The organism is Streptomyces sp. NPDC044002, assembly GCF_056434525.1.
This window is the reverse complement of sequence record NZ_JBWKEZ010000007.1, coordinates 90726-117036: the sequence shown is the minus strand read 5'-3', so window position 1 is coordinate 117036 and position 26311 is coordinate 90726. Positions and strand designations below refer to the sequence as shown.

Below are 26311 nucleotides of genomic sequence, written 5' to 3'. Positions count from 1 at the left end.
CGTACGGACACGAACGACACAAGGGAGAACGGGATGGCCACCGACCCGGTGGACGAGGCCGCGGTCGACAAGGGCATCGCCCGGACCGCCGTGATCATCGCCCTGCGCGACGACCTGCGGATCGCCGACTGCATCGCCTCCGTCGACGAGGACGTCGAGATCGTCCTGGCGCTGAACGGCCCCAGCGACGCCGTGCTGAAGCTCATCGCCGAGCATCCGCGGGCGCTGACCGTCACGGAGATCGAGGACGTCGGCAACCTCGGGGCCGCCTACAACGCCGGGGCCGCCGCCACGGACCGGCAGTACCTGCTGCTGATGGACTCCGACTGCACCTTCGCCCCGGGCGTGGTCCGCGCCATGGTGCGGTCGGTGCTCACCGAACCCGTGGTCAAGGGCCAGGTGGTGTACGGGGAGTCGGAGGGCCTGCTCAGCCGGCTCACGGCGCGGGTCCGCGAGTTCGACGAGGGCGACTACGTCAGCGCGCTGTCCCCGCCGCTGATCTACAACCGGGACATCGTCGACCACATCGGCGGCTACCACTTCGACGAGCTGATCCACTGGTGCGAGGACCGGGAGTTCGACTTCCGGCTCCAGCTCGCGGGCATCCCCGTGGTGTACCTGCCCCAGGCGCGGATCTTCCACGACGCCCAGCACGGCTTCGCCAACATGCGCAGCTACTTCCGCTACGGCGTCGGCGAGGGCATCGCCCAGGAGACGGGAGTGTTCACCACCCCGGCGGTACCGGTGGCCTGGCGGCTGTTCGAGGCCTCGCGGACGCTGGTGCACTGCGCCCGGGACAAGGGGGCCGGAGCGGCGGCGTACTACGCCCTGCTGAAGGCGGCGTTCCACGTGGGCACCGCCCACCACCTGCTCAACGACCCGTACCAGGTGCGCGACCGCTACCCGGCCTCGGCCAAGCGGGCCCGGATGGTGCGGTCGATCCCGCAGCACAGCACCAAGCTGTCCGGCGCCCAGCTGCGGCGGCTGCGGCGGGCCCACTGGGAGGCGGGCCGGCGGATCGAGAAGGTGGCCGACCTGGCGGTCTTCCACCCGGACGCCGCCGGCCCCGGCCCGGGGTCAGGCGCCGGGCAGGCGCGGCAGCAGCAGGCGTGAGGGATGGTCACCGCCGTGGTGGACGGTGTGGTGGGCCAGGGCCGGCGGGTGGACGTCGAAGCGCGGTGCGTTGCTGGCCGCGACCTCCAGACGGATCCGGTGGCCCGCGCGGAACACGTGGCCGACCGCCCCCACCGCGACGGTGACCTCCACCGGCCCGCCGGCGCCCTCGCCGTCCGGCCCCGCCGCGAGCCGGCGGATCCCGTCGCACAGCAGCTCGGCCCGGCCGCCGGGGTGGACGTCGACGAGCTTGGCCGTCACGTCCGCGCCGGCGGCGTCCGGGGTGACGTACACGGTCAGGACGGTGTCACCGACGACGGTCAGCGGCGCGCTCAGCGGCTCGCCGGTGAAGCACAGCACGTCGGGGCGGCGTTCCACCTCGCGCTGGTCCAGCGGGCCGCAGTCGCCGCCGGTGAACTGCCCGGGCAGGGCGGTGGCACCGCCGGTGGTGGGCACCGGGTCGGCCGGGTCGTGACGGATCCGGCCGGTCCCCGGGACCGCCGGGGCGGGGCCGGGCGTCAGGCGGCGGCCGTCGAGGTGCAGGACGAGGTCCTCGGTACCGGGGACGGGCCAGTCGGGGAAGGTGCGCCAGGCGTCGGCGCCGGTGAGGAACAACCGCACCGCATCCCGCCGGTCGGGGCCGCCGCCGCAGCCGCGCAGATTCCGGTCGAAATGCTCCAGGTGCAGAGCGGTGACATCGAGCTCGGCCTCGTCCGCGGCCAGTCCGTAACGGCGCTGCGGAAATACTCCGCCGGTGACGCAGTGGGACCACGGGCCGACCACCAGGCGCGTCCTTTTCCCGCATTCCCGAATTCCCCGGTAATTCTCCAGGGCGCCGGCCAGGAATATGTCGTACCAGCCGGTGAGCTGGAGCACGGGGACGTCGATCGCCGGGTACGCCGCGCGGGGTGCGGCGCGCAGCCAGTACGGATCCCCGGACGGGTGCTCGCGCCAGCGGCGGTAGTACGGCGCCAGCCGGTCCAGCAGGTCCGCGGCGGCGGCCGGGTCTCGGTACAGCTCGTCGATCCGGTCGACGGCCGCGGCCACCTCGGCCCGCTCGGCCGCGCTCAGCCCGGCCCCTTCCAGCAGGAGGTCGTAGAGCACCCAGTACAGGACGAAGCCCAGCTGGAAGGCGCCGCCCTGGCGGGTCCAGCCCTCGTCGAAGCCCGATCCGGCCACGTGCGGGACGACGGCGCCCAGGCCCGGCGGGCGCTCCGCCGCGGCGAGCAGCGCGGCCATGGCCTCGTAGGACCGGCCGAACAGCCCCGCCGAGCCGTCGCACCAGGGCTGCGACACGGCCCAGGCCACGGTGTCCGCGCCGTCGGCGGCCTCGTGCCAGTACGGGTCGAAGGCGCCGCCGGAGCCGAACCGGCCGCGGACGTCCTGCACCAGCAGGGCGTACCCGGAGCGGACCAGGCGCAGCCCGTCGACGGAGGCGCCGCCCGGTGCGCCCGACCTTCCGTAGGGCGTGCGGCGCACCAGTACCGGAACGGGGTCCGCGGTGTCGGGCCGGTAGAGGTCGGCGGCCAATAAGACGCCGTCGCGCACGGGTATTTCCAGATCGTGTTCCACAACAATACGCACCCGCTCATATTCCATCAGGACGAGGATATTCACAATGCAGTCCTCCGGAAACACCGGAATTCCTTTGCTGGAACCGTTCTTCGAAACGGCGCGCACCGATCCCGCCCGCCCGGCCGTCATCGACAACGGACTCGTCATCGGTTACGGCGTCCTCGCCGCCTGGGTGCTGGAGGTGGCGGGCGCCGTCACCCCGCGCACGGACCGGCCGCAGCCGCCGGTCGGCGTGGTCGTGCACCACTCGGCCCGGGACGTGGCCGCCCTGCTGGGCGTGCTCGCGGCGGGCCGCGCGTACGTACCGCTGGAGGCCGGACACCCGCCGGCCCGGCTGGAGTCGGTCCTGGCCCGGCTGGGGGTCGAGGAGGCCGTGGCGACCGCGGACACCGGCTGGCAGCCGCCGGTCGCGCGGGTGGTCCGCCCGCGCTTCGCGCCCACCGCGCCCGCACCGGGGGCCGCCGTGCCCCCCGCCGCCGGCGCCCGGCCCGAGGACCCGGCGTACGTGCTGTTCACCTCGGGCTCCACCGGCGAGCCCAAGGGTGTCGTGGTGCCGCACCGGGCGCTGTCCGCCGTGGTGCCGCCGCTGCGCACGCTGTACGGGACCGGACCGGACGCCACCGTGCTGCACTTCCACGGCGCCGGCGGTGACACGAGCCTGGAGGAGATCCTCCCGGCCCTGACGGGCGGCGCCACGCTCGTCGTCGACGACGCGGCCCGGGAACGGTTCGCCCAGGTGGCCGAGGAGCAGGAGGTCACCGTCGCGGTGCTGCCGACCGGCTTCTGGCACGGCCTGGCCGGAGACCTGCTGCACCAGGGAGCGGGGCTTCCGGCCTCCCTGCGCACGGTGGTGATCGGCGGGGAGGCGGTCCGGGCCGACATGCTGGAGCGCTGGCGGCTCCTCGGCTCCGACGGGGTGCGCCTGCTCAACACGTACGGGTCCACCGAGACGGCCCTGGTCACCCACGCCGTGCAGCTGGCCGGTCCGGGAGCGCCCGCCCTCCCCGCGGCCGGCGGCGACCTGCCGATCGGGCTCCCGCTGCCGCACGTCGGGCAACGCCTCGACGCGGCGGGGGAGTTGTCCGTGTCCGGACCGGGCCTGGCCCTGGGCTACCACGGCGATCCCGCCGGTACGGCCGCCCGGTTCACCGAGCACGAGGGCGTCCGCTGGTACCGCACCGGGGACCTGGTCTCCGAGGCGCCCGGGGGCGCCCTGGTCTTCCGGGGCCGCTCCGACCACCAGGTCAAGATCCGCGGCCACCGGGTGGACCTGATCGAGGTGGAGGGCCTGGTCGGCAGCTGCCCGGGCGTCCTGGAAGCCGCCGCCGCCCGGGTGGACCGCGCCGAACACAGCACCCTGGCCGCGTTCTTCGTACCGCTGCCCGGCCACGACCCCGCCGAGGTGGCGGCCGCCGTCCGCGCCCGCCTGTCCGCCACGGCGGCCCCGCAGCTCGTCCCCAGCGTGCTGGTCCCCGTCCCGGCACTGGAACGCACCCACACCGGCAAGGTGGACCGCGACGCCACGCGGGACCGGCACCTCGCGTCCGCCGGGGCGGACCGGTGAACCGGCCCGCCGGAGCGGAGCCGGCCGCCGCACCCGCCCGCGGAGCCGGCCCGTCCGTGCCGCCCGGCCGCGCCGGCACGGACGCGGACGGCCGCGCCCGGGTGGAGGACCTCGTCGGGGAGGCGGCGCGGCGGCTCGGTACGGAGCTCGACCCCGGGAGCGCCCGGACCGACGAGTCGGGCTGGGACTTCCGGGTCGTGCACGTCCGGGCCGCCGACGGCACGCCGTGGATCCTGCGGCAGCCGCGACGGCCCGAGGCCGCAGCGCTGCTGGCGTTCGAAGGGGCCGTCCTGACAGCCGTCCGCGACCGCGTGCCCGTGCCCGTGCCGCACTGGCGCCTGCACACCCCGGACCTGGTCGCCTACCCCCGCCTGCCCGGTGAGCCCGCGGGCACCGAGGACCCGGACACCCTGGTCTACGCCTGGTCCATGGACCCGCTGGCCCACCCCGACCGGTACCTGGAGCCGCTCGCCCGGACCCTGGTCGCGGTGCACACGACGGCGACCGACGCCTCCCCGGCCCTCGCGCTCCGGGCGGCGACGGACGGCGCGGACCCCGGCACCGTCCGAGCCCGCACCGCGGACCGCCTCGCCCGGGCCCGGGCCGTACTCCCCCTCCCGGCGGCCGGGGTGCGCCGCTGGCGGTCCTGGCTGGACGACGACCGGCTGTGGCCCGCGCGGCTGACCCTGGTGCACGGCGACGTCCACCCCGGGCACACCCTGGTGACCCGCCCGCCCTCCGGGCCGCCCGTCCTGGCCGGCCTGCTGGACTGGGCGAACGCCCACGTCGGCGATCCCGCCGTCGACTTCGTCGACCTGCTGTACGCGGGCGGCCCCGCCGTCCTCGACCCGCTCCTCGCGGCCTACCGCGCGGCGGGCGGCGAGGTACGCCCCGGCCTGCGGGAACACGTCCTGGCCCGGGCCGACTTCCTGTGGGTCCACGTGGCCCTGCGCGGCCTGGACACCGGCCGCCCCGCCTGGGTGCGGACGGCGCTGCGCAGGATGGCGCCGTGACGGGCCCGGGCGCCGGGGCGCGCACGAGCGGCCGCACCCCCGGCGGGACGGCGTACACGGTGCACGGAGCGGCCGGCCCGCCGGTGGTGCTGGTGGCCGGCGCGGGCGGGTCGGGCCGGATCTGGGAACACCACCAGGTCCCGGCCCTCACCGCCGCGGGCCGGCGGGCCGTCACCTTCGACCACGGGCCCACGGCTGCGGGGCCCGTCGAACTGGCCGGCCGGACCAAGGAGTTGCTCACGGCCCTCGGGCTCCCCGGGTGCCCGGTCGTGGGCCACTCCCTCGGCTCCCTCGCCGTCCAGGAACTGCTGCTGACCGATCCCGGCCTGGTGGGCGGCGCGCTGCTCGCCGCCACCCGGGGCCGGCCCGACGCGGTCGGGGAGGCCCTGGCGCGCGCGGAGGCGGCCACCGCCCGGGCCGGGACCCCGCTGCCCCCCGAGTGCGAGGCCTTCGTTCGGCTCGTACAGAACCTCTCGCCCCGGACCCTCGCCGACGAGGGGGCGACGGCGCACTGGCTCGATCTCTTCGAACTCGCCGCGCTGACCGGCCGGCCGGCCGCCCACCGGCCGGGGCCGCCGCTCCCGGACCGGCTGGCCGAGTACGGCCGGATCACGGTGCCCGTGCACGTCGTGGGCTTCGCCGACGACGTGCTGGCACCGGCCCCGCTCGGCCGGGAGGTCGCGCGGGCGGTCCCCGGCGCCCGCTACACGGAGCTGGCGGACGCCGGCCACCTCGGGTTCCTGGAACGGCCCGGGGCCTTCAACACCGTCCTGCTGGACTTCCTCGCCACCCTCGCCCCGACGACCGATCCCGGAGTGTCCCGTGTCCCTTGAGAGCCCCGTCACCGTCGTCCACGTCGGCCAGGAACCGCCCGCGTCCTGGACGGCGGCCGTGTACCTCTGCGGCCCGACGCCCACGGACCCGGCCGAGCCCTCCTGGCGCCCGGACGCCGTCGCCGCGCTGCGGTCGCTGTGGCCGGGGGCCGGGCGGCTGGTGGTGTTCCTGCCCGAGCCGGTGCGGGGCGGCCACTACCCGGCGTACGCGGACCAGATCGCCTGGGAGGAGGAGGCCATGCGCCGCTCCGACGTGGTCCTGTTCTGGATCCCCCGGGACATGGCCCGGCTGCCCGGCCTGGTGTCCAACGTCAAATGGGGTACGTGGTACGACTCGGGCCGCGCCGTGCTCGGAACGCCGCCGCAGGCCGAGCGCATGGAGTACCTGCTCCACTTCGCCGGGGACCGGGGCGTACCGGTGGCCCGGACCCTCGCGGAGGCCGCCAGGGCGGCCCTGCGGGTGGTCGGACCGGGTGGCGCGCGCAGCGGCGGCGAGCGGTCGGTGCCGCTGACGGTGTGGCGGACCGAGCCGTTCCGGGCCTGGTACACCGCCCGCCGGGAGGCCGGGGACCAGCTCCTGGACGCCCGGGTGGAGTGGTACGCCCCGCCGGCGGAGCCGGGCGGCACCGCCGCGTGGCTGCTGACCGTGACGGTCGCGCCGGGCGACGGCTCCGGCCCGGCCGTCGCCCGCCTGCTCGCGGCTCAGGGGCAGGGCATGCTCATGTAGAGCGCGTGCTCGCCCTCGGACTCGGTGCCGTGGTACAGCGCGGTGTCCAGGCCGCAGAAGGCGAAGCCCATGCGCCGGTAGGCGTGGATGGCCGGGGCGTTGACGTTGGTGACCTCCAGCCAGATGTGCCCGGCACCGCGCTCGCGGGCGAAGCCGATCGCACGGCCCATCAGCTCCCGCCCCACGCCCCGCCCCCGGTGCCCCGGGGCGACCTCGATGTCCTCGATGGTCAGGCGGCGGTTCCACGGCGAGTAGGAGACGGCGGCGAAACCGGCGAGCACGCCGCCGGCGCCGACGGCCACGAAGGTACGGCCGTCGGCGTCCTCACCGTCCTCACCGTCCCCCTCGTCACCGCTGCCGTCGTCCTCGGGGAACACCTTCACCAGCGGCGGCTCCACGGCCACCTCCCTGAAGGCGAACCCGTCCTCGCTGACGGCGACCTCGAAGACGGTGCCCGTGGTGAAGGACCCGTCGATGGCCTCGATGGCCTCGGCGTCCTCGGGACGGGCGGTGCGGAACTCGTAAGCGGTGTCACTGGTTGCGGTCATGGCCCGAGCCTATGATCACCCCGTCCGGGTAAGGGCTGGTTTCAGCCGATTCCGCTCCGGCCCGAGCCGGCACCATCGGCGGGAAGTGCCCGCGCGTGGAGGTGGCGCAGGTAGTCCTCGGCCCGGCCGTGGGCGTGGTCCTGGGCGCCGTGGCGGTGGAGCCGCAGCTGTCCGTCGGGGGTCACGCGGACGGTGGTGGTGGCCCGTCGCACCTGTGTGCCGGACCGTGGACCGCGGTGTCCGGGCTCTCCGGGCTCGGGCAGGTGCAGGACGGGCACTGCGGGAGGGAACATCGCGAGAGCCTCGCCGGTGTCGGAGGCGGGTGGGCGGCCGGTGAGGTTGGCGCTGCTGACGTACAGCACCGGGTGGTCGTCCAGGAGGGGGTGCAGGGGCTGCCAGCGGGCGCCGAAGAGCAGCATCCAGCCGTCCTTCACCGCCGGTTCCAGCCAGGTGGGGAGCGTGGCGCGGGCGCGCACCGGCAGGAGGACCGTGAGGTGTTCCCCGGCCAGCAGGTGGAGTGCCGTCGTGCGGGTCCGGGGGGAGAGGTCCCACAGGCCGGTGAGGGTGTCGAGGGTGTCGGGGTGGTGGGCCCACAGGGCGACGGGCTGGCCGGCGGGCCGGTGTTTGGCCTGGTTGACGGCGGCCGCGGTGGTCGCGGCGACCACGTGGGTGAGGGGCGCGGGGTTGGGCAGCACGACCGCGCTGCCTTGCCGGAGGGCGTGGCGGGCCCGGGCCAGGGTGACGGGTGTGCGGGCCGGGGAGTGGCCGGCGGCGGTCACGGGGTGCTCCCGGCGGTGGTCCCGGTGAGGCCTTCGAGGTAGGCGGCGAAGGAGGTGTCGTCGATGACCGGCTCACCGGTGCGGTAGGAGCGGGTCTTGGCCCAGTTCATGGCGGCCCGGCTCTGCTCCGGGTCGAGGGTGTGGCCGAGGCGGGCGGCGACGGCGGTGACCACGCGTGCGCTGGCCAGCTGGGTGAGGACGACGCGCGGTGCTGTGCCCAGCACTTCGTGGGGGTCGAAGGGCTGGAACAGCTCGGGGTGGACGAAGGGGGTGCCGGTGGAGATGGCTGCGACGCCGGTGCCGACGATCGGGGTGGTGACGCCCAGGGGCGCCCCTGTCTCCTCCGCCACCATGCGGGCGATGCCGGGCAGCCGGGTCAGGTCGGGGGCGGTCCACCAGGGTGCCGCGTCCGCTCCGAGCAGTTCGTCGCCGTGGCGGGCGAGGAGGAAGAGCAGCTGCTCGGTGGCGACCATGCCGGCCCGCTCGGCGATGCCCAGCCAGGAACTGGAGAGCACCCGCACGCCGGCCGCCAGTGCCCGAAGGGAGTTGGCGAGGCCCAGCCCGAGGTCGTTGTGGAGGTGGGAGGCGAGCACCACCTCCGGGCCGCTTGCCGCCCCGACCCGGGCGAACATGTCGTGGCAGGCGTCGGGCAGCTGGGATCCGACGGTGTCGGCCAGGACGACGAGCCCCGCACCCGCTGCGGTGAGGGCCTGGGAGTGGTGGGCCATGAGCGAGGTGTCGGCTCGGGAAGCATCCGCCAGGCAGATGTCCACCGCGACCCGGTCGTCCCGGTCCCGGGCCCGCTTGACCAGGTCCACGGCCGCTTCGAGGGCCTGGGCGGCCGTGCGGTGGACCATCACCCGCGCCATCGCGTCCGAAGCCGGAACCACCACCATCACCCGTGCGTTGCTGCTGCCCCGCACCGAGGCCAGGGCCTGCTCCACGTCACGGTCCACACCGCGGCACACGGCGGCGACGCTCACCGCGCCCTCGGCCTCCACCGCGACCTGTCGTACGGCCTCGAACTCCTCGGCGCACACCGCCGGGAAGCCGGCGGCGAAGACGACGTGCCGGGGACCGTCGGCACCGAAGATCCGGCCCGTCTCGCGGGCCAGCCGCACCCGGAACCCCGCCCCCATGAGGGTCTTGGCCTGTGCCCCGTCCCGTGCCGACTCCTCCCAGAACACGACCCGTCCCGCCCGGGCCGACTCCCGCACCGCATCCACCCCGCACCACACCCCTCCGCACAGCCGACCGTCCGTCGAGGAAACGTTCTCCTGGACTTGATCCAGCGGCGGCCCCCGCCGGTCGGGATCACCCGATCGGATGATCCCGACCGGCGGGGCGGGAATCAGGCGGCGACGAGCTCCTGCTCGCGGTCCGGCGTACCGGCCTTCGGCCTCTTGTTCGGCAGCGAGAGCCGGAAGACCTTGCGCCACGCGGAGAACACCTGCTTGGGCAGCGGCCCGGTGACGTACTCCAGCTCGTACTTCTCGAACAGCGCGCGCACCTTCACCGCGACCTCGGCGTACCGGTTGCTCGGCAGGTCCGGGAACAGGTGGTGCTCGATCTGGTGCGACAGGTTGCCGGTCATGAAGTGCATGGCCCTGCTGCCGCTGATGTTCGCCGAGCCCATCATCTGGCGCAGGTACCACTGGCCGCGCGTCTCGCCCTTGATCGACCGGCGTTCGAAGACCTGCACGCCCTCGGGGAAGTGCCCGCACATGATCACCGAGTGGGACCAGAGGTTGCGGACCAGGTTCGCGGTGAAGGTGGCGGCGAGCGTGGTGAGGAACGACGGGCCCGACAGCAGCGGGTGGATCACGTAGTCCTTGAGCACCTGCTTGCGGATCTTGCGGCCGACGGCCCTGGCCCGCGCGCGGAACTCCGGGTCCTTGCGGCGGCGCTTGTGCAGGTTCTTGCCGAGCTCCAGGTCGTACGCCGCGATGCCGTACTCGAAGAAGCAGGCGTTGATGAAGTTCCACAGCGGCTGGCCGAGGTGGAACGGGTGCCACTTCTGGTCCTCGTCGACGCGCATGATGCCGTAGCCGAGGTCGTTGTCCTTGCCGATCACGTTGGTGTACGTGTGGTGCAGCTCGTTGTGCGAGTGCCGCCACTGATCGGACGGCGAGACGTGGTCCCACTCCCAGGTGGTGGAATGGATCTTCGGGTCCCGCATCCAGTCCCACTGGCCGTGCAGGACGTTGTGGCCGATCTCCATGTTGTCCATGATCTTCGCCACGGACAGCCCGGCGGTGCCGATCAGCCAGGCGGGCGGGAAGATCGAGAACAGCAGCACGCCCCTGCTGACCAGCTCGAGCTTGCGCTGCGCCGAGATGACCTTCCGGATGTAGGCGGCGTCCTTCTCGCCCCGGCTGGCGATCACCTCGTCGCGGATCGCGTCCAGCTCGCGGCCGAGCTCCTCGATCTGCTCCGCGGTCAGGTGGGCGGTGGGGTCGATGGCGGTCAAGGTGCTCCTACCGTTCGATGTCGCAGGGGCCCGCCGCGGCGGACACGCAGGTCTGGATGAGGACGCCCGGCTCGGCCTCGGTGATCTCGCCGGTGCGCAGGTCGCGGACGGCGCCCGCCTTGAGCGGCGTGACGCAGCCGAAGCAGATGCCCATGCGGCAACCGGACGGCATGAGCACGCCGGCCTCCTCGCCGACGTCCAGCAACGGCGTGGCGCCGTCCGCGCCGACGGTCCTGCCGGTGGCGCTGAACGTGACCTCGCCGCCGTCACCGGTGACGACGATGGCGGGGCGGAAGCGTTCGGTGTGCAGACGCTCTTCGACGCCGTGTTCGCTCCAGAAGCCTTCGGCGGCGTCGAGCAGGCCCGCGGGCCCGCAGGCCCAGGTCTCGCGCTCGGCCCAGTCGGGCACCAGCTCATCGAGACGGGCGATGTCGAGGACGCCGTCCGTGTCGGTGTGCACCTCGGTGAGCCGCAGCTTCCCGTCCGCGACCAGGTGGTGCAGCTCGTCGCGGAAGATCACGTCCTGCGGCCGCGGCGCGCAGTGGACCATGGCGACGTCGTCGAGCTCGGTGTCGCGCAGCATGCCCATCACGGGCGTGATGCCGCTGCCGGCCGTCAGGTAGAGCACCTTGGCGGGCTTGGCCTCCGGCAGTACGAAGTCACCGGCCGACTGGTCGAGCTGGACCAGCGTGCCCGGCTTCGCCCTGCGGACCAGGTGGTTGCTGACCTTGCCGTCCGGGATCGCCTTCACGGTGATCGTGACGCGGCCGTCCTGGCGGTTCGCCGGCGAGGTGATGGAGTAGGCGCGCCACAGGCGCCTCCCGTCGACGTCGACCCCGATCCGCACGTACTGGCCGGCCGTGTGACCGCGCCAGCCCCTTCCCGGCCTGATCACGATGGTCGCGGCGTCACCCGTCTCGGGGTGCACGGCCTCGATGCGCCCGCGCAGGTCAGCGCCCGCACGCAGCGGGCTGACCAGGTCGAGGTAGTCCGACGGCAGCAGCGGCGTCGTGATCATCTCCAGCAGTTTCCACGCCCTACTGCGGAGGGCTGCACTCGTCATGCCCCCAGCTTGATGCGCCTCAAGGCGTAAAGTCCTGACCGTAAGACGTGAATCTGGCCGGTTGAATTGTTCGCAGGGAATAAAAAATGAGTCATCCCATCCGGAGGGTCGCCGAACCGGCCCTGGATCGGACAACGGTCACCGCGCTCCGGGCCGCGCTGAAGGCCACCGCCGACGAGGTCGTCCAGGCGATCATCGACGAGGTCCCTCCCTACGCGAACGCCCTCTCGGGCCGCATGGGCGTCACCATCCGCCGAGCCGTCCGCACCGCCCTGGGGAACTACCTGGACCTCGCGAGCGGGAACGCCACGGGCGGCGACGCCGGTGACGCCGCATACGAGCTGGGCCGCGGCGAGGTGCGCGACGGGCGTTCGATGGACGCCCTGCTCAGCGCCTACCGCGTCGGCGCCCGCGTGGCCTGGCGATGCCTGGCGGCGGGTGCCGTACCCGCGGGTCTGCCCGCCGCCGAGGTCGCCAAGTTCGCCGAGCTGACCTTCGCCTACATCGACGAGCTCTCCGCCGCGAGCGCCGCGGGCCACGCCGACGAGCTGGCCGCCCGGGGCCGGGACCACGAGCGCCACCTGGAACACCTGGCCCGCGACCTCCTCGCCGGCGCGAGCCCGGACGTGCTGCTGGCCTCCGTCCAACGGGCCGGGTGGCAGCCCCCTGCCTCGCTGACCGCCGTCCTGCTGCCCGCAGCCCAGGCCCGGCCCGCCTACCGCACGCTCGACCCGGGCACCCTCGTCCTCGACGACCTGCCGGACGCCTTCGGCGTGCTGCTCGTCCCCGACGCCGACCGGGCCCATCTCCTGCGGCAGCTGACCGGCCGCAGCGCCGTGGTCGGCCCGGCCCGGCCATGGACCCGTGCATCCGCCTCGTACGCACGAGCCGCACGCGCGCGCTCCCTCTCCGGCGACATCCGCGACACCGAGGAGCACCTGCCCGAGCTGGTGCTGAGCGCCGACGTGGACGCGTTCGCGGACCTGCGGGCCCGAGCCCTCGCACCGCTGCGGGCCCTGCCCGTCGCGACCGCACGGCGGCTGGAGGAGACGCTGCGGGCGTGGCTGCTCCACCAGGGCAGGCGGGACGAGGTGGCGGCGGCGCTGTTCGTCCATCCCCAGACCGTCCGGTACCGGATGTCGCAGCTGCGGGAGCTGTTTCCGGATCTCGCATCGCCCCACCGCGTCCTGGAGCTGACGCTGGCGGTCGGTCTCCGGGCCGGCTGACACCGGCCCGGGCGGCCGCGGGTCAGGTGGTCCGTGCGGTGAAGGCGTCGAGGGATTCGGGGAGGGTCTGGCCGCCGTCGACGGTGAGGGTCTGGCCGGTGATGAAGGCCGCTTCGTCGGATGCCAGGAAGAGCGCGGCGTGGGCGATGTCGGCGGTCTCGCCGAGGCGTCCGAGCGGGATCGACGCGGTCATCCGCCTCAGGTACTCCTCGCCCAGGCCCGTGAGGCCCTCGGTGCGGACGTTGCCGGGCAGGACGGCGTTGACCGTGATGCCCGAGGGCGCCAGCTCCAGCGCGGCGCCCCGCAGGAATCCGAGCTGCCCCGCCTTGCTCGCCCCGTAGTGGGTCCAGCCGGCGTACCCGGTGGCGGGCCCGGTGATCGAGGAGGTCAGCACGACGCGGCCGTGACCGGCGCGCTCCATCGCCGGGAGGAACGCCTTCACGGTCAGGATCGAGCCGCGCAGGTTGACCGCCAGGACGTCGTCCACGTCCTCGGCGCTCATGTCGCGAAGGGGCTTCTCGGGGAAGACCCCGGCGTTCGCACACACCACGTCCACGTGCCCCTGGCACCGTTCCGCCTCGGCGGCCGCCTCCTCGATCGCCGCCGGATCCCGCAGGTCCACACCGAGGCCGACGACCCGCCCGCCGGTGGTGCCGGCCAGCTCGCCGGCGACCTCGCGGGCGACCGCCCCGTCCCGGCCCGTGACCACCACGGCCGCGCCGCGCAGGGCGAACAACTCCGCGATGCCCCGGCCGATCCCGCGCGTCCCGCCGGTCACGACCACGGACCGCTTCCGCCAATCGGTGCCCGTCATCCCTCGCCCGTTCCCTCTCCACCTCGACAGCGCCACCGCACGAGCCGGAGCCACCGGCACGCCTCGGCTCCGCCACGTTCCGCGAACACCCTGGACAACGCCCAGGCCCTGGCAGCCGTCACGGCGCCGCGCCGACATCGGCGGCGGACGCCCGTACGCGTGGACCACGACCACATTCGTGATCGCGTCGGTGCTCGGCGCTGCTCGTCGGCCGGATCCTCGCCCGGTGCGGCCCCAGGGGCGGGTACGGCATCGGCATCGCGGCGTTCACCGTCGGCACGCTGGCCGCGGGCGCGGCTCCCGTGACGGAGGTGCTCCTGGCCGGGCGGGTGTCCGGGGGTTCGGTTCCGGACTGCCGAGCGGGCTGAGCTACGTGACCGTACGGTGCTGCCCGAGCGGCATGCCCCCCGAGGCCGTGGCCGACCTCCACGAGGCCCTCGAAGCCGCCCGCATCACGTTCACCGCCGAGACCTACCGGACACCGTGCACGGCTTCACCATGGCCGACACCGCCGCCTACAGCCCAGCCGGACTCGCTGCGCACTGGGCCCGCCTGCCCCTCTTCCTCGACCGCGCACCGGCCACCACCTGAGCTCCGGCACGCAGGCGTCCACCAGCTTCCTTATTGCACATATATTGCACCTGCAAGACTTAGTGCAGAAGGAGTGGGGAGCTGTGGGCGGACCGGTGGTGCTGGGGATCGAGTCGTCGTGCGACGAGACCGGCGCGGGCATCGTTCAGGACGGGAAGCTGCTCGCGCACGTGGTGGCGTCGAGCATGGACGAGCACGCCCGGTTCGGCGGCGTGGTGCCCGAGGTCGCGGCCCGTGCCCACCTGCACGCCTTCAACCCGGTGGTCCGGCAGGCCCTCGACCAGGCCGGGCTGCGGATCGGCCAGCTCGACGCGGTCGCCGTCACCACCGGACCCGGCCTGTCCGGCGCCCTCCAGGTGGGCCTGGCCGGCGCGAAGACCCTGGCCTACGCGGCCGGGGTGCCGCTGTACGGCGTCCACCACCTGGCCGGGCACGTCGCCGCCGACACCCTGGAGCACGGCCCGCTGCCCGAGCCCTGCGTGGTGCTGATCGTCTCCGGCGGACACACCTCGCTCCTGCTGGTACGCGACCTCGTGCGCGAGCCGATCCTGCACCTCGGGGACACCCTCGACGACGCCGCCGGAGAGTGCTTCGACAAGGTCGCCCGGATCCTCGGCCTCCCCTACCCGGGCGGCCCGGCCGTCGACCGGGCCGCCCGGGAGGGGAACCCGAAGGCCGTGGCCTTCCCGCGCCCGCTCACCCGGCCCGGTGACGACCCGTACGCCTTCTCCTTCTCCGGCCTCAAGACCGCTGCCGCCCGCTGGGCCGAGCAGCACCGCCTGCGCGGCCAGGACGTGCCGGTGGCCGACGGGGCCGCAGCCCTCCAGGAGGCCGTGGCCGACGTCCTGACCCGCAAGGCCATGGCGGCCTGCAAGGCGTACGACGTGAGGACACTGGTCGTGGTCGGCGGAGTGGCCGCCAACTCCCGCGTCCGCGCCCTGGCGGAGAAGCGCTGCGCTTCCGCCGGCATCGAGCTCCGCGTTCCACCCATGACCTTGTGCACGGACAACGGCGCGATGATCGCCGCGGTGGGCGACCTCCTCGTCAGGTCCGGCGCCGAGCCGGCCCCGCTGGACGTGTCGATCGACCCGTCCGCCCCGCTCGAATACGCGTCCCTGACCCCGCGGGCCCGTACCGCCGCCCGGGTCGCCTGACGCCCGTCCACGTCCTTGGCGCGTCCGCCCGGAGGCTCCCGTCAGATCACTGTCCCGGCAGGCGCGGGGTGCGCGGCGGCTCGGTGCGGCGGCTGCCGGTCTTCTCGAAGGCCGCGGCGAGGGCGAGCAGGGCGTTGTCGTCGTAGGCGCGGCCCGCGAAGGTCAGGCCGACGGGCATGCCGGTGTCCGCCATCGCGCCCATCGGCACGGTCACGGTCGGGATGCCGAGGTGGCGGGGGACCAGGTTGCCGTTGGCGACCCAGACGCCGTTGCGCCAGCCGAGGTCGGCGGACGCCTCGGAGACGTCCATGTCCGCGGGGCCCACGTCCGCGACCGCGGGGAAGACGACCGCGTCCAGGCCCAGACCGTCCATCCACAGCTCCAGGTCGACCCGGCGCGTCTCCTCCAGCCCGCGCAGACCCTGCTCCAGGTGCGGCATGTCGGCCAGGGAGGCGTACGGGCGCTCGCGCACGAAGCGCGGGTAGTCGCCGATCGTGTCGTCGAAGCCCTCGTAGCGGTCGGGCAGCTCGCCTTCCTGCTTGGGCCAGATGCGGGTGCCGTCGACCTCGGCCAGGGTGGAGAGCGCCGGGTCGCCGTTGGCGCGCAGGAAGTCGTCCCAGGACCAGGCGGACAGGTCCTCGATCTCGAAGGTGAGGTACTCGCGGCTGACCAGTCCGCGGGTGAGCAGCGAGGGCGCACCGGGGCGGTCGGACTCGTAGTTGGACACCACGGGGAAGTCGACCTCGACCACCTCGGCGCCGGCGGCCTCCAGGTCGCGGCGCGCGGCCTCCCACAGCGCGATCACCGAGGGGCGCGTGTCGACGGGCTGCCCGGTCTGGCCGCCGATGCCTCCGTCGGGGTTCGTGCCGGCGGCGGGGTCGGCGTTGATGTACATCCGGGGCACGCCGACCCGCTTGCCCGCGAGCGCGTCGGATGCGGCCCCGGCATCGGCGGGGGCGAGCGCCGGGTAGGAGGCGGGCCGTACCTGCGAGGGCGCGGGCAGCTGGACCCACGGCTGTGCGCGCCACAGGTCCCCGCGCGTGTCCGGGTCGTCGGCCACGATCACGTCGAGCAGTTCGAGCAGGTCGGCCATGGTGCGGGTGTGGGGGACCACGACGTCCATCGTCGGCACGAGCGGCCAGTTGCCGCGGACCGAGATCACGCCGCGGCTGGGCGTGTAGGCGCACAGCGCGTTGTTCGAGGCGGGGGCCCGGCCCGAGGACCAGGTCTCCTCGCCGAGGCCGAACGCGCCGAACGACGCCGCCGTCGCCGTGCCGGAGCCGTTGGAGGAGCCGGAGCCGTAGGCGCTGGTGAGCCAGTCGGCGCTGTACGGGCTCTCCGCGCGGCCGTACACACCGCGCTGCATGCCGCCGTTCGCCATCGGCGGCATGTTGGTCAGGCCGATGAGGACGGCCCCGCCCGCACGCAGCCTCTCGATGGCGAAGGCGTCGCGCTGGGCGACGAGGTGCTCGAACGCCGGAGAGCCGGAAGCGGCCGTCAGTCCCCTCGCGAGGTAGCTGTCCTTCGCGGTGTAGGGGATGCCGTCCAGCGGGCCCAGCGTCTCACCCCGCGCGCGGCGTGCGTCGGAGGCCTCTGCTTCCGCGCGGGCGTCCGGGTTCATCACGACCATCGCGTTGAGGGCGGTGGACGTGCCGGGCCGGTCGTACGCCTCGATCCGCGCGAGGTACGCGTCGAGCAGCCCGACCGCCGTGGTCTCGCCCTTCTCCAGCGCAGTGCGCAGGTCGGCGATACAGGTCTCCACAACATCGAATCCGCGCGTCATGAGGGTGTCTCCTGGTGGTGGGTCGCACAGGCGGGTCGCCGGCCGTCGGGGCGACCGCGCACAGCCGGTCGTCACACTCCCCGTGGGGCTGACTAGATTTTCAGTCTAGATTAAGAGTCTAGATTTCTGGAACCTAGACTTGGGGCCTGGATTTCCGGAACCGAAAGTGAGCTCATGCCGACGTCAGAGACGGGGTCCTCGCCGTCCGACCGCCTCCCCCCGCCGGAGGGCGGGAGCGGATCGGCGGGCACGGAGGCCGTCGCCGCCTCCCGGTCCGGGGTGCCGGCACCGGTCCACAGGAAGCGTCAGCCCAGCGGGGACGAGGCGCGAGGGCGGGCGATGCGGGCCGCCATCAGCCTCATCGCCGAGAAGGGCACTGCGGGCCTGAGGATGTCGGACATCGCCGAGCGGGCCGGCATGAGCACCGGGCACATCCTCTACCACTTCGGGAAGAAGGACCGGCTCCTGCTGGAAGTCCTCGTATGGAGCCAGGCGGATCTCTGGGCCCGGTTCCAGCAGGCCGCCGACCGGGCCGCATCCCCCGCCGAGAAGCTGGACCTGTTCGTCCGCTTCTACCTGCCCCGCCACCAGGGCGACGAACGCTACGCGCTGTGGACGCAGGTCATGATCCAGGGCCACGACGAAGCCGGCCGACGCGTCCTCACCGAGCTGCTGGACGGCTGGGACGAGCGCCTGGAGGCCATCGTTCGTGAGGGCCGGGACCTGGGACAGTTCGCCGAGGTGGATCTTCCCGAGTTCACCATCCGGGCCGTGGCCATGCTCAGCGGGCTTTCCGAGGACCTGATGTTCGGAAGGTCCCGCTGGCAGCACAGCTCCGCGCACGCCTTCGCCCTGTCCGCCCTCGAACGCGAACTGCGTCCCACCGGTCGGGCATGACGGCGCGGAGCTGCTGATTCCGGCCCTGCCGAGTGTGCGCGGCGGGCCGGGCCGGGGCCGGGCCTCAGGCCTCGATGAAGACCGCCCTGAGGGTGTGGGCGGCGTCCATGGTCACGTTGACCTGCTCGTTCGGGCCGTACTGCCGGCCGTCGTAGATCCAGGCCGCCAGGCGGTGGCCGGGGGCCGGGGTGGCGGTTACGGCGACGACCGTGCCCGGCTTGTAGGGGCCGTAGACGGCGGGGCGGACGCTGCCGCCGTCGGAGCTCTCCAGAGTGAGGGCGTAGCGGGCCCGGGGGATGGTCAGGGAGCGGTACCCGGCCACGATGGGAGTGGTGAGGCGGGCGAGCTTGGCGTTGTTGTTGCTCTCGTTGCCGAGGGGCTGGCCGTAGATGCCGAGGGCCGGGTCGGAGTACGCGTTCTCCGTGCGACACGGCCGGCGGCAGGAGCTGGCGTACGCCATGAGGGAGGTGTGCTCCTCGTCGGAGGTGATCCAGCCCGTCCCGTAAGGGGTGTTGAGGTCGTTGACCCAGCTGCCGTCGGGGACCTGCTGGGACAGGGTCCGCCGGTCGTGGAAGAGACCGAGGTTGTGGCCGATCTCGTGGCCGAGGTTGTACCAGCCGGTCAGCGAGTCGTAGTCGACGACGGAGAAGGCGAGGCTGTCGTCGAAGTTGCCGCGCACCGGAAGGCTGCCCTGTCCGGAGGACTGGCCCGGAACGCTGTTGACGACGGTGATCAGGTCCACGCCGTAGCGGCGGCGCAGATCGGCGGCGGTGCTGCCCAGCTCGGAGTCCTGCGGGTTGCGCAGCTTGTTCCACATCACCGAGGAGGTGTTGTTGCCGGTGTAGCCGGTGTTGTAGGTGCCGATGACGTCGATGCTGGCCGGGACGCCGCTGTCCGCGAGGGCCTCGTTCATCTTGCGCTCGGCCCAGTAGAGGGTGTTGACGACCTGCTGCTCGCTGCCCGCCCGCTGGACGGCGAGGGGGGTGTACCCGGCGATGACGTCGATGACGGCCGGGTCCTGAGAGGTGGCCGCGGCCCGTCCGGCGAGGGACGTACGGGGCGCGGTGCGCGCGGCCGGGTCCACCGCCGGCTCGTCGGGAGCGTGGTGCGGCTGCTTGGCCGGGTCCTCCTCGGTGATGCGGGCGCGCAGGGGGCGGCCGGGCAGGGTCTCCAGGTGGTAGACGTGCTCCCCGAGGTCGGCGACGACCTCGACGACGCTGGTGCCGAGCAGGGTGCGGTCGGTGGAGCAGACGCCGCGCAGGGAGACGATGACGCTGGTGTCCGGCCTCCCCTTGACGTGGCCGGACCAGGTACGGGTGCCCCCGTCGTCGTCGATGCCGTCCTCGACGGCGGTGAGGCGGACGTTGTCGAAGAAGTCGAAGGTCCATTCGCGCGGGGCGCCGAACGGGGCCGCGGTGCACAGCGTCCGGAAGGCGTCGAGAGCGAGCGGGACGGTCCGGTCGCGGAGCACCTCCGCCCCGTCGCCGTCCGAGGGCGACGGGGCCCGGGTGACGGCGGGGGCGGCGGAGACACCGGTGGCGGAGGCGCTCGCCAGGGGCAGAGCGGCCAGTGCGGCCACGCAGAGCGCGAGCAGACGGGTGCGGCGGGGGCGGCGGCGGGGAGGAGTCATGCCGCACACAAAGCCACAGGCGTCACCGCATATGCCGGAAACATGCCCGCTCGGAAGGGTGAGGTCACCCGACCGACACGTCCCCGCCACTCCGCTGCCTTCCGCCTCCCGGGAGGCCGCCACCCGCGAACCGGGGTCTATCGCGGACGAAGGAGGAGCGTCCGACGCCGAGGCCCCCGACGGCAAACCGCCGGGGGCCTCGCGTCTGTCGGTGCGTCAGGCGAGAGGCGCCGCGATGTCGGCGTTGCGGTGGAAGGCGTCGCGCCGCGAGTGGTCGTTCGGCAGCGCGATCACCTCGTCGGTGAGCTCCGTGAGGGGCAGCCCGAGGACGCCATCGTTCACGCCGGGCTCGGCGGCGCCGTCTTCAGGCCCGAAGGGCGGTCGGCGAACGCCTGCTCCGCGTCGACCTCGTAGCACACGTTGACGCTAGAGTCCCCGAGAGTCGTATCGGTGAAGCCCTGGACGTCAGCCACGGAGTTGGTCTCCCAGAGGCATGTCACGACGGATCCGTCGACGTGCGGGTAGAACTGCAGCACCCGGGTGCCGTCGGGCGCTCCGGTGCCGTCGACAAGGGCCTGGCCACGGGGGAACGCCGTCTCCGGGTTCAAGATCTTGTGGTGGACCACGACGTACATGGGTCCTCCTCGTTCGGTGTCGTGCCATTCCATTGTGGGCTGGATCGTCACGCCCGGCATGTCGGCGGCACGGCCGTGCGGCCGTTGTCGACGGGTGTCAGGCAGCCGCGCCCGCCGCAGGCCGGGAGACGGGCTTGATGTGGGCGAAGGCGCTCTTGGCGTTCCAGGTCGGGAAGGCCCGTACGAGCCATGACGGGCCGAGGAGTTGGATGCGGCCGTCGCGGGTGGCCTCTGCCCAGGTGAGCTGGCCGGCATGCCATTTCACGAAGGCCTCGGCTTCCGCCGTGATGTAGAGGTCCTCGTCGAGGCCCGGGTACGTCTTGCAGATCTCGGTGTCCGCATGCTCGATCAGCAGCCAGTACCGCTCCGGCCGCCGGGCGCCGGCGAAGTCGAAGCGGATGACGACACGGCGGTCCGGGAGCCGGTCACGGCGGAGCATGTTGCACATCGACCACAGGGCCACGAAGGGATCGAGGTGCTGGGGGGCGATCTCCAGCCAGCGGGCACCCCACTCGCCCAGCGACCCGCAGACCTTGAAGAGATCGCGGCCCGCGGGCGTGAGCTCGTAGCGGCGCCCGTGCCCGTGCCCGCCGGGTTTGGGTGCCGACTCCACGATGCCGAGCCGTTCGAGCTGCTTCAGGCGCTGCGAAAGCAGGGTGCGGGAGAGTCCGGGCGCGCCTTCCAGGATCTCGCCGAAGCTTCCGCAGCCCAGATACAGGTTGCGGATGATCACTGGCGTCCAGCGCTCGGCGAAGATCTCGGCGCCACGGGCGATGGGACAGTACTGGCCGTAACTGCGCACAAGACCAGTGTCGCGCTCCCGGCTCCGGGCGTGAAGTCCAGATTCTTGACTTCACGGCGCCGGTCCCCGGTGGTGTGATGGGGCCCTCGGGAGGGGACGGCCGATGGCCCGCCGACGGGCGAGTCGGTCACCTGAGCGAGGAGGCGACCGCGATGGAGTTCAACGGATTCCGGGGCCGGCTGATCACCGCCGACCACGCAGACTACGACACCGCCCGAGCCGTGTGGAACGGCGCCGTCGACCGCCGCCCCCGGCTGATCGCCCGATGCGGCGGGACCGCCGATGTGGCCGCGGCCGTGCGCTTCGCGCGTGATCACGACCTGGAGATCGCCGTACGGGGCGGGGGCCACAACGTGGCCGGCACCGCCGTGTGCGACGACGGGATCGTGATCGACCTGTCCGCGATGCGGGCCGTGTCGGTCGACCCCGCCGGGCGCACGGCCCGAGTCCAGGGTGGTGCGCTGTGGGGCGACGTCGACCGGGCGACGCAGGCCCACGGCCTGGCCACCACCGGCGGGATCGTGAGCCACACCGGCGTCGCCGGGCTCACCCTCGGCGGCGGCATCGGGTTCCTCATGCGCGCGTACGGGCTCGCAGTTGACAATCTCCTGGCCGCCGAGGTGGTGACCGCCGACGGCGGCACCCTCCGGGCGGCCGCCGACGAAAACCCCGACCTGTTCTGGGCCCTGCGGGGCGGCGGCGGCAACTTCGGTGTCGTCAGCTCGTTCGAGTTCGCCCTGCACCCCCTCGGCCCGACCGTTCTGGCCGGACCCGTCTTCTGGGCGGCCGAGGACACATCCGACGTGCTGCGCTTCTACCGGGACTTCGCCGCCCAGGCGCCCGACGAACTCGGCACGGTCGTCCGACTCGGCACGGTCCCCCCGCTGCCGGTCATCCCCGAGGAGCTGCACTGGCGGCCGGCCGTCGCCGTGGCCTGCTGCTACGCCGGCGCCGTCGAGGACGGTGAGCATGCGGTGCGGGCCCTGCGCCGGTTCGGGAAGCCGCTCGTCGACCTGCTCTCACCCACGCCCTACGTCGCCTTCCAGAGCGGCATCGACGACACCGTCCTCCACGGGTGGCACTACTACTGGAAGTCCACGGACCTCACCGGCCTCTCCGACGACGTCATCGCCGTGATCGCCGACCACGGCTACCGGGCCGGCTCGCCCCGGTCGTACGCGGCGATGTTCCACATGGGCGGTGCCGTCGGCCGAATCCCCGGTGACGCCACTGCCTACGCCGGCCGGGACGTGGCCCACAACATCGTCATCGACGGCGTATGGCTCCCCGACGAGTCCGGCGAGCACGCCACGGCCGAGAGCGCCTGGGCACGGCGGTTCCTGCAGGCCCTCCAGCCGCACCGGGCGGGAAGCGTCTACGTGAACTTCCTCGACTCCGACGACGACACCGGCCGCGTTCGAGAGGCCTACGGCGACCACACCTACCGGCGACTCGCGGAGGTCAAGGCCAAGTACGACCCCGACAACACCTTCCACCACAACAAGAACATCCACCCCGCCTGAACGCGGGGACCTTGTGGGCCGTCCCGTCGGCTGGGGCGGTTCGCAGGATCTGTAAATTGCAGAAATCTGCAATTTCATAGATGCTGTGATTGCTGTGTCCGTAGGTAGCCGCGGGCACAGCATCAGGCGTTTGCCCCGTTCGGGGTGGTGAGAAGGGTGCGAGACCGTGCCGGTTCCGCTGTATCAGGCGAAGGCCGAGTTCTTCCGGATGCTCGGACACCCGGTGCGGATAAGGGTTCTGGAGCTGTTGCAGGACGGGCCGACGCCGGTGCGGGAGCTGCTGGCCGCGATCGAGGTCGAGCCCTCCGCCCTGTCCCAGCAACTCGCGGTCCTGCGCCGCTCGGGGATCGTCACCTCCTCCCGTAACGGCGCGACGGTCGTCTACGCACTGGCCGGCGGGGACGTCGCGCAGCTGATGCTGGCCGCGCGGCGGATCCTGACCGAGGTCCTGACCGGGCAGAGCGAGCTGCTGGAGGAACTGCGCGGGTCCGAGGTCGCGGCCTCGTGAGCGTGAACACCGCCCTGGCGGCCGTGCTCGGCCGGATCCGCTCCGTCCTGCCCGCCCGGGCGGACTACGCCGTCATGGCCCGCGACCCCGCCCGGGACCTCCTGGCCGGCCTCACGGTGGCGATCGTCGCTCTCCCGCTGGCCCTCGGGTTCGGCGTCTCCTCCGGCCTGGGCGCGGAGGCGGGGCTGGCCACCGCCGTGGTCGCGGGCGCGCTCGCCGCGCTGTTCGGCGGCTCGAACCTCCAGGTGTCCGGCCCGACCGGTGCGATGACCGTGGTCCTGGTGCCGATCGTCGCCCGGTACGGGCCCGGCGGCGTCCTCACCGTCGGCCTGATGGCCGGTGTGCTCCTGATCGGTCTCGCCCTGCTGCGGGCCGGGCAGTACATGCGGTACGTGCCGGCACCGGTGGTGGAGGGCTTCACACTGGGGATCGCGTGCGTGATCGGCCTCCAGCAGATACCCAACGCGCTCGGGGTCGCCAAGCCGGAGGGCGAGAAGGTACTGCTCGTGGCGTGGCGGGCGGTGGCGGAGTTCGTCGCCTTCCCGAACTGGACGGCGATCGGCCTCTCGGCGGGCGTCGCGGCGGTGATGCTGGCCGGGGCCCGGTGGAAGCCGGCCATCCCGTTCTCGATCGTCGCGGTGATCGCCGCCACCGCACTCGCGCAGCTCTTCCACATGGACGCGGCGGCCCCGATCGGCGACCTGCCCGCCGGGCTCCCCGCTCCTTCCCTCGCCTTCCTGGATGCTGCCGCGTTCGGCTCGCTGCTGGCGCCGGCAGTCGCCGTCGCGGCGCTCGCCGCGCTGGAGTCGCTGCTGTCGGCGACCGTGGCGGACGGGATGACGGTGGGGCAGCAGCACGACCCGGACAAGGAGCTGTTCGGGCAGGGCGTCGCCAACCTCGCGGCCCCGCTGTTCGGCGGCGTACCGGCCACCGCCGCGATCGCCCGCACGGCCGTCAACGTCCGAACCGGCGCCTCCTCCCGGCTGGCCGCCCTCACCCACGCCGCGGTACTCGCGGTGATCGTGTTCGCCGCAGCACCCCTGGTCTCGAAGATTCCCCTTGCCGCACTCGCGGGGGTGCTGCTGGCGACGGCGATCCGCATGGTGGAGGCCGGCTCGCTGCGCGCGATGGCCAGGGCGACCCGCTCCGACGCGGCCGTCCTCGTCCTCACCGCTGCCGCCACTTTGATCCTCGACCTCGTGTACGCGGTGATCATCGGCCTCGTCGTCGCCGGAGCGCTCGCGCTGAAGGCGGTGGCGGGCCAGGCGCGCATGGAGCAGGTCGACTTCCGGCCGGACCTGCCCGGCGAGCACGGCGACGAGGAGCACGCGCTGCTGGCGGAGCACATCGTGGCCTACCGCATCGACGGTCCGCTGTTCTTCGCAGGAGCCCACCGCTTCCTCCTCGAACTCTCCGAGGTCGCCGACGTGAAGGTGGTCATCCTGCGCATGGCGCGGGTGACGACGCTGGACGCCACCGGAGCCCTCGTCCTGAAAGACGCCGTCGAGAAGCTGAACCGGCGCGGCATCGCCGTGATGACCTCCGGTATCCGGCCCGGCCAGCGCCAGGCCCTGGACGCCGTCGGCGCCCTGGAACTGCTGCGCCTGGAGGGCCGCGAGTACGCCACCACCCCGGAGGCGATCGCCGGGGCCCGAAAGCACCTGGAGCAGGCGGGCCTGCTGCCCCGTACGCATCACCGACCGCACCGCATCCGGAAGGCCGCACCATGACCGTCCCCGCCGACCTCCGCATGATCGAGGTCTCCGGCACCGAGGCCCTGTGGCTCCTGGAAGGCTCCTCCCAGGGCCGCCTCATCTACGTCCAGCGGGAGGTGGCCGTCGTACGGCCCGCCGTACACGTGATGGAGTACGGGCGCCTCGTCGTCCGAGCCCCGGTACAAGCTGCCACCATCCTCGGCCGGGCACTGCTGACCTACCAGGTCGATGAGATCCGCACCCCGGTGGGGACCGGCTGGACGGCCAGCGCCCACGGGCCGGCTGACGTCATAGCCGACCCGGACGAGGCCGCCCACTACCGGCGTACCCTGCCCGGCTGGAGTCACGGCCCGCACGACACCCTGCTGCGCCTGCACCCGCAGTCCGTCTCCGGGTTCCGTCTCGCCCGTACGGTCTCGGGGGCGGGCCGGTGAGTGTCCAGGTCGAGGCGATGCCTTACCGGCACGTGCTGGACGTGCCGGCCATGGGCTCCGCCGTGCGTATCGCCCGGGAGACCACCGAGCTGGTCCTCGTGGAATGCGGGGTGGGCCTTCGCCACCCGAGCGTGGGACCGGCGCTGCTGATCGTGGCCGAGTTGGTCACCAACGCCGTCCGGCACGCCGCGGTGACCTCACCGGTGATCACCGTGACCTACGCCCACGGACCCGGCGCCTTTGCGTTCGCCGTCCACGACCGTCACCCCTACCAGCCCGCTCTGTTCGGTGCGCTCGGCACCGCGCCGGGCAGCGGCCTGGCCATGGTGGTGGAGATGACGATGGAGCTCGGCGGCACCGCCGTCGTCCGGGCGGATGCGGACGGGCGCGGCAAGGCCATCTGGATCACCCTTCCCTTGTGAAGTCGAGGAGCTGACGATGACGATTGAATGGCGCTACACCACCCGTCAGGACCTGGGCGTGTTGTCCTTGGCCGGGTATCTCGGCGCGGAGGCCACCGACCGGTTCACCGGAGCGATCGGCTGGGCGCTCGCCCGTGGCACCGGCCCGGTCATCCTGGACCTGACCGGTCTGCTGGGCTGGTCGGCCGGCGGGCAGATCGCGGTCGCCCAGGCCGCCCGCCGTCTCTGCGAGAGCGGACGCCGGCTCGAGCTCGCCGCGATCCCCGCCGACGGCTCGCTCGTCCCCGATGCGACCTGCCCGCCCGTGCCCGTCCACTGCGACCTCGCCGCCGCTCTGGCCGCCCACGGAGCTCGCGGGACGGTCAAGCAGTGGACCACCGACGAATGGCCCACCGGGCAGTCGCCCGAGGCGCACGCCCTCATCTGAGACCAGCACCACCAAGAAGGCCTGACCGGCGAAGGCCCCGCTCCGGGGAGTCGAAGGTCACGAAG

Annotated in this window: 26 protein-coding genes; 14 read left to right on the top strand and 12 right to left on the bottom strand. The window is 73.3% G+C overall.

The features are described 5' to 3' along the window. The first annotated feature begins 33 nt into the window (after positions 1-33). Positions 34-1113: a glycosyltransferase family 2 protein gene (locus AC07A6_RS07900; protein ID WP_478776461.1), complete on the top strand. Its 1080-nt coding sequence runs from the start codon at positions 34-36 to the stop codon at positions 1111-1113. Here AC07A6_RS07900 and AC07A6_RS07895 read toward each other — a convergent pair. Continuing rightward, the gene (locus tag AC07A6_RS07895) at positions 1078-2697 is read right to left on the bottom strand and encodes a CocE/NonD family hydrolase (protein WP_478776460.1); all 1620 of its coding nucleotides are present in this window, start codon (positions 2695-2697) and stop codon (positions 1078-1080) included. The genes AC07A6_RS07900 and AC07A6_RS07895 overlap by 36 nt on opposite strands. A 34-nt stretch (positions 2698-2731) precedes the next feature. Here AC07A6_RS07895 and AC07A6_RS07890 point away from each other — a divergent pair, with 34 nt between their 5' ends. From AC07A6_RS07890 to AC07A6_RS07875, 4 genes are read left to right on the top strand one after another with little or no spacing between them, the layout of a single operon-like run. Next, positions 2732-4252 (top strand): AMP-binding protein, encoded by a 1521-nt coding sequence (locus AC07A6_RS07890; RefSeq protein ID WP_478776459.1) that lies wholly within the window; start codon positions 2732-2734, stop codon positions 4250-4252. Next, positions 4249-5265: a macrolide 2'-phosphotransferase gene (locus AC07A6_RS07885; RefSeq protein WP_478776458.1), complete on the top strand. Its 1017-nt coding sequence runs from the start codon at positions 4249-4251 to the stop codon at positions 5263-5265. The genes AC07A6_RS07890 and AC07A6_RS07885 overlap by 4 nt, the downstream gene beginning before the upstream one ends. Further along, the gene (locus tag AC07A6_RS07880; RefSeq protein WP_478776457.1) at positions 5262-6098 is read left to right on the top strand and encodes an alpha/beta fold hydrolase; all 837 of its coding nucleotides are present in this window, start codon (positions 5262-5264) and stop codon (positions 6096-6098) included. The genes AC07A6_RS07885 and AC07A6_RS07880 overlap by 4 nt, the downstream gene beginning before the upstream one ends. Further along, positions 6088-6825, top strand: coding sequence for a nucleoside 2-deoxyribosyltransferase domain-containing protein (locus AC07A6_RS07875; RefSeq protein ID WP_478776456.1), 738 nt, complete (start codon positions 6088-6090; stop codon positions 6823-6825). Before AC07A6_RS07880 ends, AC07A6_RS07875 begins: the two co-directional genes overlap by 11 nt. Here AC07A6_RS07875 and AC07A6_RS07870 read toward each other — a convergent pair. The 5 genes from AC07A6_RS07870 to AC07A6_RS07850 form a co-directional block, all read right to left on the bottom strand. Further along, positions 6801-7373, bottom strand: a complete 573-nt coding sequence (locus AC07A6_RS07870; protein WP_362463636.1) for a GNAT family N-acetyltransferase — start codon at positions 7371-7373, stop codon at positions 6801-6803. The two genes, AC07A6_RS07875 and AC07A6_RS07870, sit on opposite strands and share 25 nt — an antisense overlap. A 41-nt stretch (positions 7374-7414) precedes the next feature. Continuing rightward, on the bottom strand, positions 7415-8152 hold the full coding sequence (locus AC07A6_RS07865) for a Sua5/YciO/YrdC/YwlC family protein (protein WP_478776455.1): 738 nt from the start codon (positions 8150-8152) through the stop codon (positions 7415-7417). Then, positions 8149-9369: a 2-isopropylmalate synthase gene (locus AC07A6_RS07860; RefSeq protein ID WP_478776454.1), complete on the bottom strand. Its 1221-nt coding sequence runs from the start codon at positions 9367-9369 to the stop codon at positions 8149-8151. Before AC07A6_RS07860 ends, AC07A6_RS07865 begins: the two co-directional genes overlap by 4 nt. A gap of 134 nt (positions 9370-9503) precedes the next feature. Beyond that, positions 9504-10622 carry a fatty acid desaturase family protein gene (locus AC07A6_RS07855; RefSeq protein WP_478776453.1) on the bottom strand — a complete coding sequence of 373 codons (1119 nt, stop codon included), beginning with the start codon at positions 10620-10622 and terminating at the stop codon, positions 9504-9506. Positions 10623-10629: 7 nt separating this feature from the next. Next, positions 10630-11640 (bottom strand): ferredoxin reductase, encoded by a 1011-nt coding sequence (locus AC07A6_RS07850; RefSeq protein WP_478776522.1) that lies wholly within the window; start codon positions 11638-11640, stop codon positions 10630-10632. Between the two features lie 131 nt (positions 11641-11771). Between AC07A6_RS07850 and AC07A6_RS07845 the strand changes: the two genes are divergently transcribed. Beyond that, a complete protein-coding gene (locus tag AC07A6_RS07845; RefSeq protein ID WP_478776452.1) occupies positions 11772-12911 on the top strand; it encodes a PucR-like N-terminal domain-containing protein in 1140 nt (379 codons plus the stop codon). Between the two features lie 22 nt (positions 12912-12933). Here the strand turns inward: AC07A6_RS07845 and fabG are convergent, their stop codons facing one another. Further along, positions 12934-13725, bottom strand: coding sequence for a 3-oxoacyl-ACP reductase FabG (fabG, locus tag AC07A6_RS07840; protein ID WP_478776451.1), 792 nt, complete (start codon positions 13723-13725; stop codon positions 12934-12936). Positions 13726-14411: 686 nt separating this feature from the next. Here fabG and tsaD point away from each other — a divergent pair. Next, complete coding sequence (tsaD, locus tag AC07A6_RS07835) at positions 14412-15470, top strand: tRNA (adenosine(37)-N6)-threonylcarbamoyltransferase complex transferase subunit TsaD (protein ID WP_478776521.1); 1059 nt, start codon at positions 14412-14414, stop codon at positions 15468-15470. Positions 15471-15516: 46 nt separating this feature from the next. Here the strand turns inward: tsaD and AC07A6_RS07830 are convergent, their stop codons facing one another. Continuing rightward, complete coding sequence (locus tag AC07A6_RS07830; RefSeq protein WP_478776450.1) at positions 15517-17253, bottom strand: amidase; 1737 nt, start codon at positions 17251-17253, stop codon at positions 15517-15519. A 174-nt stretch (positions 17254-17427) separates the two neighbouring features. Here AC07A6_RS07830 and AC07A6_RS07825 point away from each other — a divergent pair, with 174 nt between their 5' ends. Then, positions 17428-18150 (top strand): TetR/AcrR family transcriptional regulator, encoded by a 723-nt coding sequence (locus tag AC07A6_RS07825; RefSeq protein ID WP_362463652.1) that lies wholly within the window; start codon positions 17428-17430, stop codon positions 18148-18150. Positions 18151-18214: 64 nt separating this feature from the next. On the opposite strand, the gene AC07A6_RS07820 is transcribed toward AC07A6_RS07825, so the two are convergent. The 4 genes from AC07A6_RS07820 to AC07A6_RS07805 form a co-directional block, all read right to left on the bottom strand. After that, complete coding sequence (locus AC07A6_RS07820; RefSeq protein ID WP_478776449.1) at positions 18215-19780, bottom strand: InlB B-repeat-containing protein; 1566 nt, start codon at positions 19778-19780, stop codon at positions 18215-18217. Between the two features lie 216 nt (positions 19781-19996). Then, on the bottom strand, positions 19997-20122 hold the full coding sequence (locus AC07A6_RS07815) for a hypothetical protein (RefSeq protein WP_478776448.1): 126 nt from the start codon (positions 20120-20122) through the stop codon (positions 19997-19999). After that, positions 20119-20415 (bottom strand): hypothetical protein, encoded by a 297-nt coding sequence (locus tag AC07A6_RS07810; protein WP_478776447.1) that lies wholly within the window; start codon positions 20413-20415, stop codon positions 20119-20121. Before AC07A6_RS07810 ends, AC07A6_RS07815 begins: the two co-directional genes overlap by 4 nt. Before the next feature lie 97 nt (positions 20416-20512). After that, positions 20513-21217: a winged helix-turn-helix transcriptional regulator gene (locus tag AC07A6_RS07805; protein WP_362463664.1), complete on the bottom strand. Its 705-nt coding sequence runs from the start codon at positions 21215-21217 to the stop codon at positions 20513-20515. Positions 21218-21369: 152 nt separating this feature from the next. On the opposite strand from AC07A6_RS07805, the gene AC07A6_RS07800 reads away from it, so the two are divergent. The 6 genes from AC07A6_RS07800 to AC07A6_RS07775 all read left to right on the top strand — a co-directional run bounded on the left by AC07A6_RS07800 (position 21370) and on the right by AC07A6_RS07775 (position 26246). Continuing rightward, positions 21370-22740, top strand: coding sequence for an FAD-binding oxidoreductase (locus tag AC07A6_RS07800; RefSeq protein ID WP_478776446.1), 1371 nt, complete (start codon positions 21370-21372; stop codon positions 22738-22740). Positions 22741-22906: 166 nt separating this feature from the next. Further along, positions 22907-23248 carry an ArsR/SmtB family transcription factor gene (locus AC07A6_RS07795; RefSeq protein ID WP_478776445.1) on the top strand — a complete coding sequence of 114 codons (342 nt, stop codon included), beginning with the start codon at positions 22907-22909 and terminating at the stop codon, positions 23246-23248. Between the two features lie 74 nt (positions 23249-23322). After that, entirely contained in the window at positions 23323-24978 is a 1656-nt protein-coding gene (locus AC07A6_RS07790; protein ID WP_478776520.1) for a SulP family inorganic anion transporter, read from the top strand. Further along, complete coding sequence (locus AC07A6_RS07785; protein ID WP_478776444.1) at positions 24975-25397, top strand: pyridoxamine 5'-phosphate oxidase family protein; 423 nt, start codon at positions 24975-24977, stop codon at positions 25395-25397. The genes AC07A6_RS07790 and AC07A6_RS07785 overlap by 4 nt, the downstream gene beginning before the upstream one ends. Next, positions 25394-25819 (top strand): ATP-binding protein, encoded by a 426-nt coding sequence (locus AC07A6_RS07780; RefSeq protein ID WP_478776443.1) that lies wholly within the window; start codon positions 25394-25396, stop codon positions 25817-25819. Before AC07A6_RS07785 ends, AC07A6_RS07780 begins: the two co-directional genes overlap by 4 nt. 16 nt (positions 25820-25835) lie before the next feature. After that, entirely contained in the window at positions 25836-26246 is a 411-nt protein-coding gene (locus AC07A6_RS07775) for an STAS domain-containing protein (RefSeq protein ID WP_478776442.1), read from the top strand. Positions 26247-26311: the final 65 nt, after the last annotated feature.